The sequence below is a fragment of the Corynebacterium sp. MSK073 genome, assembly GCF_030232085.1.
Lineage (GTDB): Bacteria > Actinomycetota > Actinomycetes > Mycobacteriales > Mycobacteriaceae > Corynebacterium.
The window spans coordinates 1-8,754 of record NZ_JASPIY010000023.1; the positions used below are offsets into that span (position 1 = coordinate 1).

General features: G+C 57.9%; 7 protein-coding genes and 1 pseudogene. 2 read left to right on the forward strand and 6 right to left on the reverse strand.

What is annotated here, in order from left to right; genetic code table 11:
* The first annotated feature begins 229 nt into the window (after nucleotides 1–229).
* Nucleotides 230–1,120 (forward strand): cation diffusion facilitator family transporter, encoded by an 891-nt coding sequence (locus QP970_RS11295; protein WP_005276393.1) that lies wholly within the window; start codon nucleotides 230–232, stop codon nucleotides 1,118–1,120.
* Between the two features lie 30 nt (nucleotides 1,121–1,150).
* Here QP970_RS11295 and QP970_RS11300 read toward each other — a convergent pair.
* The 5 genes and pseudogenes from QP970_RS11300 to QP970_RS11320 all read right to left on the reverse strand — a co-directional run.
* Nucleotides 1,151–1,878, reverse strand: a pseudogene (locus tag QP970_RS11300) (IS1634 family transposase); the annotation flags it as partial.
* 36 nt (nucleotides 1,879–1,914) lie between these two features.
* A complete protein-coding gene (locus tag QP970_RS11305) occupies nucleotides 1,915–3,216 on the reverse strand; it encodes an IS256 family transposase (RefSeq protein WP_502870067.1) in 1,302 nt (433 codons plus the stop codon).
* A gap of 483 nt (nucleotides 3,217–3,699) precedes the next feature.
* Nucleotides 3,700–5,787, reverse strand: a complete 2,088-nt coding sequence (gene nagE / locus QP970_RS11310) for an N-acetylglucosamine-specific PTS transporter subunit IIBC (RefSeq protein WP_034659479.1) — start codon at nucleotides 5,785–5,787, stop codon at nucleotides 3,700–3,702.
* A 57-nt stretch (nucleotides 5,788–5,844) separates the two neighbouring features.
* Nucleotides 5,845–6,609, reverse strand: a complete 765-nt coding sequence (gene nagB / locus QP970_RS11315; protein WP_239270130.1) for a glucosamine-6-phosphate deaminase — start codon at nucleotides 6,607–6,609, stop codon at nucleotides 5,845–5,847.
* 11 nt (nucleotides 6,610–6,620) lie between these two features.
* Nucleotides 6,621–7,796 (reverse strand): N-acetylglucosamine-6-phosphate deacetylase, encoded by a 1,176-nt coding sequence (locus QP970_RS11320; protein WP_284869945.1) that lies wholly within the window; start codon nucleotides 7,794–7,796, stop codon nucleotides 6,621–6,623.
* Between the two features lie 312 nt (nucleotides 7,797–8,108).
* Here QP970_RS11320 and QP970_RS11325 point away from each other — a divergent pair, with 312 nt between their 5' ends.
* Nucleotides 8,109–8,417: a hypothetical protein gene (locus QP970_RS11325; protein WP_239270128.1), complete on the forward strand. Its 309-nt coding sequence runs from the start codon at nucleotides 8,109–8,111 to the stop codon at nucleotides 8,415–8,417.
* 58 nt (nucleotides 8,418–8,475) lie between these two features.
* On the opposite strand, the gene QP970_RS11330 is transcribed toward QP970_RS11325, so the two are convergent.
* Nucleotides 8,476–8,754: integrase core domain-containing protein (locus QP970_RS11330; protein WP_502870066.1), on the reverse strand; the 279-nt coding region annotated here is incomplete at its 5' end.

Genomic DNA, 8,754 nt, shown 5'->3' on the forward strand with positions numbered 1-8,754 from the left:
GACTCACAATGAACATCCTCTCCTACGGACACAAAATCCGCACTAATCGGGTGTCCACTAAACGAGGGTAACCTCACCTTTTTGGTTGTTCATGTTTCAGCTTCTCTACACATTCAAAGGACAACTGCACAATGACCTAAAGCAGGCCGACTTGGCCTCAGTGGCTGCGCTTACCGCCATCCATTTGCATTTAATTGTCAATAAGCGTCGACGGGGATAGGCTGAGTGCATGGCACACGAGCACCACGACCACGATCACTCCAGCACGCCGCTGCGCGCACTCTTGATTGCGCTAGGCATTACCGGCACCGTCTTCTTCGCGGAGCTGATCGGCGGCTGGTTGGCGGGTTCGATGGCGCTGATGGCGGATGCGATGCACATGCTTTCCGACGCTGCGGGGTTGATCATCGCGGTGTTAGCGGTGTTGGTTGGGCGCCGACAAGCATCGGCTCAGGCCACGTACGGCTACCGACGAGTGGAGGTGCTTGCTGCACTGGCGAACGCAGTGATGGTGCTGGCGATCTCGGTGTGGATTGTCGTCGAGGCGGTGCGCCGCCTGCAGAGCCCGGCCGAAGTGCAGGGAAAAACGATGCTGATCATCGCGGTGATCGGCCTGGTGGCGAATGCGCTATCGGCGTGGGTTCTGCACCGGCACCGCAAATCCTCGATCAACGTGGAGGGCGCGTTCTTGCACGTGTTAGTGGATATGCTCGGCTCTGTCGCAGTAATCGTGGCCGGCATCGTGGTACTGACCACGGGGTTTGTGGCGGCGGACGTGATCGCCTCCCTAGCGATCGCGGCGATGGTGCTGCCGCGCGCCTGGCAGCTCATGCGGCTTTCGACGAGCGTGCTGCTCGAGCAAGTCCCGGCGGACTTCGACGCCAGTGCGATCGAGCCCGCGCTGCGGCAGGTCGAGGGCGTTGCTGACATCCACGACCTGCACCTGTGGAGCCTGGACGGCGTGAACGTGCTCACGACCGTGCATATCGTGCGCGACGGCACCGTCGGCACCGGCCCGCTGTTGGATGCCGCCCAGCAGGCCCTGCGCGAACACGGTATCGAGCACTCCACCATCCAGATTGAGCACCCAGAGCACGAATCCCACGAGACGGTGTGCTGATTCCCTTCTAACCTGACTTAGGCCAATTTTGTGCGGAAGTTCGCGGCCGGTGATTACTTGGATGGTGGCAGTGAGGTCGGGCGGGAATGGTACGGCGGCGTGAATGGTTTCGCCGCCAACGACGAGTTGAAAGCTGCGGTATTTCTTGAGTGTTCTCACGAGGCGTTTGATGAAGTGACCACTGCGGGTCTCCATCAGGTGGGTCACGGCTAGTGCTGCCATCACAATATTGAGATGTGCTGTGATCGAGTTTTGTTTCCTCGCATAGATTGGGCGTGCTTTCAGGTCTGATTTCGACATCCGATACGACATTTTCAATGTGGAATAGCCTGCGGTAATGCCCGATAACCTCCTGGGCGGGAAGAGCGGTCAGGTCGGTTTCATAGCCTTTAATTCCGGCTAGGGCTCGGTGTTTGGCAGCGAGAGCGTAGTTGACCTTCTTGTTCGGGGTGGAAAGATCGAAATAGCGGTTGCGCTTAATGGCGATTGCGCCGTCAACAGCGCGTTTGGCTTTTGCGACTTGCTCTTTGATTCCGCGCAGGCCGCGTCTGGCCCGATCATAGGAGTACTGGAAGTGGGTCACCGTATTCGGGGTTGTGTGTTTGCGCGCATCGCTTGCCGAGGCTTGTGTCCAGATCTGGCCGTGGGCGTAGGCTTCACCAGGGATTTCCCGCCGCCAGGTTTCAATCACCTCAGGCACGGTGGGGTTTCACCGACAAAATGTAGTGCAGACCTGCATCTATCAATGCTTGCTTGTTCGGAGGGTGTCAAGTTGTTTGTGTGTGGGGCTAGGTTTATAGGTATTTGTCGAAGCTGTCGGGGTAGGCCACGGCCATTTGGTTAATGGCTTGTTTCCAGCCGGAAACTCGGGCTCCTTCCATGAGTCTGCCGGCTGTCGCTGAGACTCGTTTGCCTTGCTTTGCCCTCTTTGCGGCTCGTTTGTCTTCGATGTTGCAGATCATCAACCACAGCGTCTTTATCGCTGATTCATCGTTGGTGAACTGCACCCTGTTGCGGGTAGCTTTACGCAGCTGGTTGTTGAACGACTCAATGGAGTTCGTCGTATAGATGACCTTCCTGGCTGCTGGTGGGAACTGCAAAAATGGCACGAATCTATCCCATGCGTCCTGCCAGACCTTGACCGACTGAGGATACTTCACACCCAGCTCGGAGGCCTCGAATTCGTCTAAGGCCGCCTTAGCTGTGGGCTCGTCTGCGGCGGTGTAGACCTTTTTCAACGCGGCTGATACAGCGCGGCGATCCCCATAGGCCACCCATCGATTCGCAGCACGAATTAAGTGCACGATACAGGTTTGCACCATAGAGTTCGGCCAAGTTGCCTCCACTGCCTCTGGTAGGCCTTTCAGCCCGTCACAGCAGACGATAAAGACGTCTTTGACCCCACGATTGGCCAGGTTGGCGCATACCTGCGCCCAGAAGGAAGCACCTTCTTCTTTGGCAATCCACAATCCCAAAATATGCTTGATCCCGTCGAGGTCCACCCCGATTGCCATGTACGCAGACTTGTTAACTACCCGGCCGCCGTCGCGGACTTTAATGCGCAACGCATCCAGGAATATCACGGGGTAGAACTCGTCTAACTGGCGGTTTTGCCAGATCATGACCTCGTCGAGGACGGCGTCGGTGACTGCGGAGATCGTCTCATGGGAGATATCAACCCGCATCGCAGTTGCCATATGATGCTGGATATCCCTAATGGTCATGCCGCCGGCATATAAGCTGACAATCATATCGTCAACATCTGTCAGCCGCCTGGAGCCTTTGGGCATCATAGTAGGAACAAACGTGCCGTTTCTGTCTCGTGGAACATCAATGTTTACTGGCCCGTAGTTAGAATCCACGGTCTTTGGATACGACCCGTTGCGGTAATTGTCTGTTCCAGCAGTAGCTTTAGCTGCTCTATCGCCGGGCTCATAGCCTAGGTGGGCATCCATTTCAGCATTCAAACCCCGGGTAATTGAGGCTTGCAACATGCCCCGAACTAGGTCATTGGCATCCGTTGTCGACGTGCCTAGCTCATCAATCAGTTTCGCGATTTCTGGGTTAGCAAGCAGCTTCTTTTCAATCGCATCAATCTTGGCCTTATCAGCTTAGATCTCGTCTCGCCATAGTAGTCATTCTGGTTCATCTCCTTATGCGGGTTAGGTTCCCACACACAAACCATTAGACACTCTCAGGTTTCCTTACCGGCATCAACTGAACCGCCCATGAAGTTGTGAAAAGCCGCTGCCGCAGGGACTCGACCACGTTAGCGCGACAGAAATTTGAAGTGCCCCGGGTTTTGTTCCTAGGACATTTCAGTGAGCTTTGTTCATCGGAGCCCACGGGGACACTGGAGACTACAAGTACACGTTAGACGCCGCCAGTAGTGCCGCCAAACACTTACGGCACTACTGGCGGAACTTCCTGCCGCTTCCCCACTAGCGCGCGGCGCCGGCACACTCTCAAAGTTCGTGCGCAAGGCGCAGCGAAATCTATCTCAACAGCGCCCCGCAGATAACCCGGACGAACTTCTAGACCTGGCCACCAGTCTCAAAGAAAAGCTGGAAGGGCAAATTCTAGTGGCCAGCCGGGCGCACACGGGCAACGGAGACGCTCTGGTCAGCGCGGCCCTCGTGTTCGATATCTACTCCAGCGATTTGCTTTGCCGTGGGGCAGACCACCGGGGTAATGAGGTTGATGCCGCGTTCGCGCAGCTTCTCAGACTCCACCGCGATGATGGGGGTGCCGGCGCGGACGACATCGCCCTTGTCCACGAGCTTAGTAAAGCCCTCGCCCTTCAATTCCACGGTATCGATGCCGATGTGAATGAGCAGGTCAAGACCTTCTTCAGTCCGCATGCCAAAGGCATGGCCGGTCTTGAAGACCATCGTGATGGTGCCATCTACTGGGGCACAGACATCGAAGGCATCGATCTCGGTAGGAATGACGGCGAAGCCTTCGCCCACCATGCCCTGAGCAAAGGACTCATCGGGGACCTCGGAGAGAGGCACGACGGTTCCCTCGAACGGGGCGCGGAGCTCCACATCGGTCCCGATTTTCTCTGCGGGGAGAGAATCTTCGCTAGGCTTCGCCGGCGCCGTAGCTACCGCTGCAGAGCCGGTGCGCAGCTGTTGGTTGACCTCGTCAAACATGAACTGCACGGAGGGGCCCACGATGACCTGCACGTTCTTTTCGGAGGGGTGGATGACGCCGGAAATCCCGGCGCGCTTGATAGTGGGGTCATCGACAAGCGCGCGATCCTTCACACCCACGCGCAGGCGGGTGGTGCAGTAGTCCAAGGAATCGATATTGTCCTTGCCGCCGAGACCCTCGATGATGCGGGAGGCGGAAGCGGCGGTCTTATCATCGCCTGCGGCGGCATCGTCGTCTTCAGGGGCGTCCTCGTCATCGCCGCGGCCCGGGGTCTTCAGGTTAAACCAGCCGATGAGGTAGTAGAATATAACGAAATACAGGGCGAAGAAAATAACGCCCATAATTAGGAGCATGTACCACTTATTCGCTAGCGGGTTTTGCGAGGACAACAGCATGTCCACGAAACCTGCGGAGAAGCCGAAGCCCGCGGTCCATTCCATCGTGGCGGCGATAAAGACGGAGAGGCCGGTCAGCAGCGCGTGCACCACATAAAGCAGCGGGGCGACGAACATAAAGGAGAACTCCAGTGGCTCAGTCACGCCGGTGAAGAAGGAAGCTAGGGCGCCTGCGGCCATGAGGGAGCCGATGACCTTGCGGCGGCCCTTGTCCGCGCGCAGGTACATGGCCAGGGCGGCACCTGGCAGGCCGAACATCATGATTGGGAAGAATCCGGCCTGGTAGCGCCCAACAACTCCGTCCACGGTGCATTGTCCGTTTTCCCAAATACCAGGGCACTCTGCGGCGGAGGTAGCCGCGGCGGCCGCGTCGATAGTGGATTGGCCGGATTGGAAGTTACCGATGTCGTTAATACCAATAACGTCGAACCAGAACACGGAGTTCAGTGCGTGGTGCAGACCCGTCGGAATGAGCAGGCGGTTGGCCACGCCGTAGATGCCCGCACCCGCAGCACCGAGGCCCTGGATGGAGGTACCGAAGTTGAAGAGCGCGTGGTAAATGAAGGGCCATACGAAGTAGAGGATGGCGGAAACCACGATGGCGAAAAGCGCAGTGAGGATGGGGACGAGGCGGCGGCCAGAGAAGAAGGCCAGGAAGTCCGGCAGCTTAGTGCCATGGAAGCGGTTATAGATCATCGCCGCCATGATGCCTGCAAGGATGCCGAAAAGAACGTTGCCGTCACCGACTGCATTCCAACCTTCAGCCGCCCATTCGACGGCTTCGTCGCCCGTAAGAGCCTCGGGATCTTCGATGCCGCGATAGCCGGCCACCGCGTCGGGGCCCAAGAGCTTCATGAAGGTGGCATACGCCAGGAAACCGGACAGTGCGGAGGCACCATTGGAGTCTTTGGCCAGGCCAAAGGCGATGGCTACGGCGAAGATCCAGCCCAGGTTATCCAGCACGGCACCACCGGAGCTGACGAGCAGCTGCGCGACCACGTTATCCTGGCCGGCAACGCTGGCTATCCAGTAGCCAACGCCGCCGAGGATCGCCGCGACAGGCAGTACTGCCACGGCGCCCATCAGCGCCTTTCCGAGCCGCTGCAGCGGCCCCATAATATTGAGTTTCACGGGAGGAGTCCTTTCAAAGGTGTAAAGAGGTAAAAGAGGGCTTTAGTGCGGGCGGTGCTCATCCACAAAGCGGTAGTACTCGTGATCTTCCAGCTGGGAAGCCGCGTCTTCATCGAGAATCACCGTGGCCCGCTGGTGTAGCTGGAGGACCGAGGCCGGGCAGTGCGCGGACAGCGGGCCCTCCACCATGTCGCGGACCGCGCTGGATTTTTCAGTCCCAGTGGCCAGCAGCAATAGGTGGCGGGCTTCGCTGATGGTGCCGAGCCCCTGGGTTAGCGCATAGCGAGGAACACTGTCCGTGTTCTCGAAGAAGCGGGCATTATCCTGCACCGTCCGCGGGTGCAGCGTTTCCAGGCGCGTGCGCGATTGCAAGGAGCTGGAGGGCTCATTAAAGCCGATGTGCCCATTGCCACCGATGCCAAGCAGCTGGATATCGATGCCGCCAGCATGGCGAATGGCCTGGTCATAGGCGGCTGCGGCGCGGTCCGAGTCCGCGGCATCGCCCTCGGGGCTCTGCACTAACTCATCGATGAAGTCGACGTGGCTGGTAAATACGCGGCGGATGGTGGAGTAATACGACTGCTCATGGGAGCGAGCCAGCCCCACGTATTCATCGAGGAGGAAGGCGCGGCTGCGAGCGAAACTCACCTCCTGGCGCTCGTAGCGGGCGGTGAGTTCTTGATACATCGCTACCGGAGTAGAACCCGTGGCCAGCCCCAAGGTGGCCCCGGCGTTGGCATAGCGGACGAAGATATCGGCGGCGGCAATAGCCACCTCTGCTGGTGTGGAACGAATGAGGATATCCATGCAGTGCTTTCCTAACGTAAATCAGTATCTGTCGCGGCGGCGATGTCGATACCATCAGCGATGACTCGCACAGGTTCGAATCGAGCATTCAGGCCCACGAGGTTGGCGCGCTTACCGGGAGCCAAACGGCCCACGTCCTTATCCCCCAACACGTCCGCAGCCGTGGTGGAAGTAAACCGAACCGCTTCCTCTGCGCCGTGGCGCGCGGCAAAACGCGCAAATTGCTGCGCCAAGGTGGAGGTTCCACCGGCGATGGCGCCGCTGTCCACCCGCGCCACGCCATCGGTCACGGTAACGGGCAGGGAGCCCAGCTCATAGGAGCCATCGGCCATGCCGGCAGCGGCCATCGCATCGGTGACCGCAAAGGAGCGGCGGTTATAGGCCATATCCACGGTGCCATCGGCAAGATGCACGCCATCGGCAATAAGCTCTACCCCCGCATCGCCCGCTTTCGAGCCGGTGAGTAGCGCGGCCACCGTGCCGGGTGCACGGTGGTGGATGGGCGGCATGGCGTTAAAAAGGTGGGTGCCGGTCACGGTGACGCCCAAGTCTTTCGCCTGCTCCATGATCCGCAGCGTGGTCTCATAATCGGCTTCGGTATGGCCCAAGCTGGCGATAATATCGTGTTCTGCACAAACCTCAAGGATCTCTGCAGCGGCCTGGGTTTCTGGGGCGAAAGTAATGGACCGCAGGTGGCCGCGGGCGGCGTCGATCACCGCGCGGAAAAAGTCTGGGTCTCCCGGCACGATGCGCGATGGATCCTGCGCGCCACATTTGGCCGCGGCGATAAACGGGCCTTCCATATGGATGCCGGCGATATCCCCCTCATCTGCCAGCGTGGCAAGCAACTCCGCCCGCGCGCACAGCTCCGCTTGCGTCCCAGAAACCATGCTGGCTATCAGCGTGGTGGTGCCGTGGGCGCGATGAAAGCGCGCGGCGGCGCGGCACTGGTCATAATCACCATTGGGAAAGCTTCCACCATTGCCGCCGTGATTGTGCAGGTCCACAAAACCTGGAACCCACAGCAAAACGTTTGGGTCACCGGCTTGCCAGGCCGCGTGCGCTGCGGGGACATCGCCAAGCGAGATGTCTTCAATGCGCCCGCCAAAGTTCAGCGCACCAGCGCGCAGCTCGACGTTCTCGTCGATGTACAGGCCTTCTACGCGGCCCTTCGTCTGTGTCTGCATATTTCGTTCACTTTTCTGTTGTGTGGGCAGGCACCATCCCATAAACGCGCCGATATCCCAGCGCAGCACTATGTTATAACCTATTGGTACCATACCCCAGTGTCAATGATGTCACTTTCACTTTTTTATGTGAGATTTTCGAGGACTATCGACTGTGATGCTCAACTTCGTTTAGGCATAGACCCGCACCAGCCACTGGACTACATTGATCTTTAGGAAGTATCGCTTGCCGATGCCACCTCTACCCTCGGCTTCTCTCTAGCAAGCGCGCTACCTACGCCAACCACCGCGTCACGTCAGGAGAACGTAAATATGGATTTAAAACCAGAAACTATTGTTTCTAATATTTTAAGCGATATTGCGGAAGTAAATGATTGGGCCAGCATTGCTGATGCCACCGGCGCTAATGACATAAACTCTTCCCACGCCACCCCTGACGAGGTTTTCACCATCCTCACTGCTGTTAAAAATAGTCCCGATTTGGCCCTCGGAACTGTCACAAATGAGTTCAAGGATTTCCCTGATAGCTGGTCGCCGCGTGATATAACAGACCGGATCTTTGCCTCGTCAGATCCCACCCTCTCGATGATGGATATCTTTATGCGCCCGACCAATGAATGACCTACGGAAGAATAGAGATGAAAACTGACCACGTATTGAAGTGCCCCGGGTTTTGTTCCTAGGCATTTGCCTTGTTTTCCATTATTGCCTGTTGTGGGGTCTTCTTCCAAAATTCGGATTCCACTTCGACCGGGGTTCGGTATCCCAGGCTTTGGTGGAGCCTTGTCTCGTTCCACCATGACACCCACTCGAACGTCGCGATTTCTACCTCTACAACGTCATCCCACCTGCGGGTATGGATTAGCTCGTTCTTATGAGGGGCCGTTAACGTTTTCAGCCAGAGCATTGTCATAAGAATCCCCGACAGTTCCGGTGGAAGCTGTAATGCCGTGCTGGG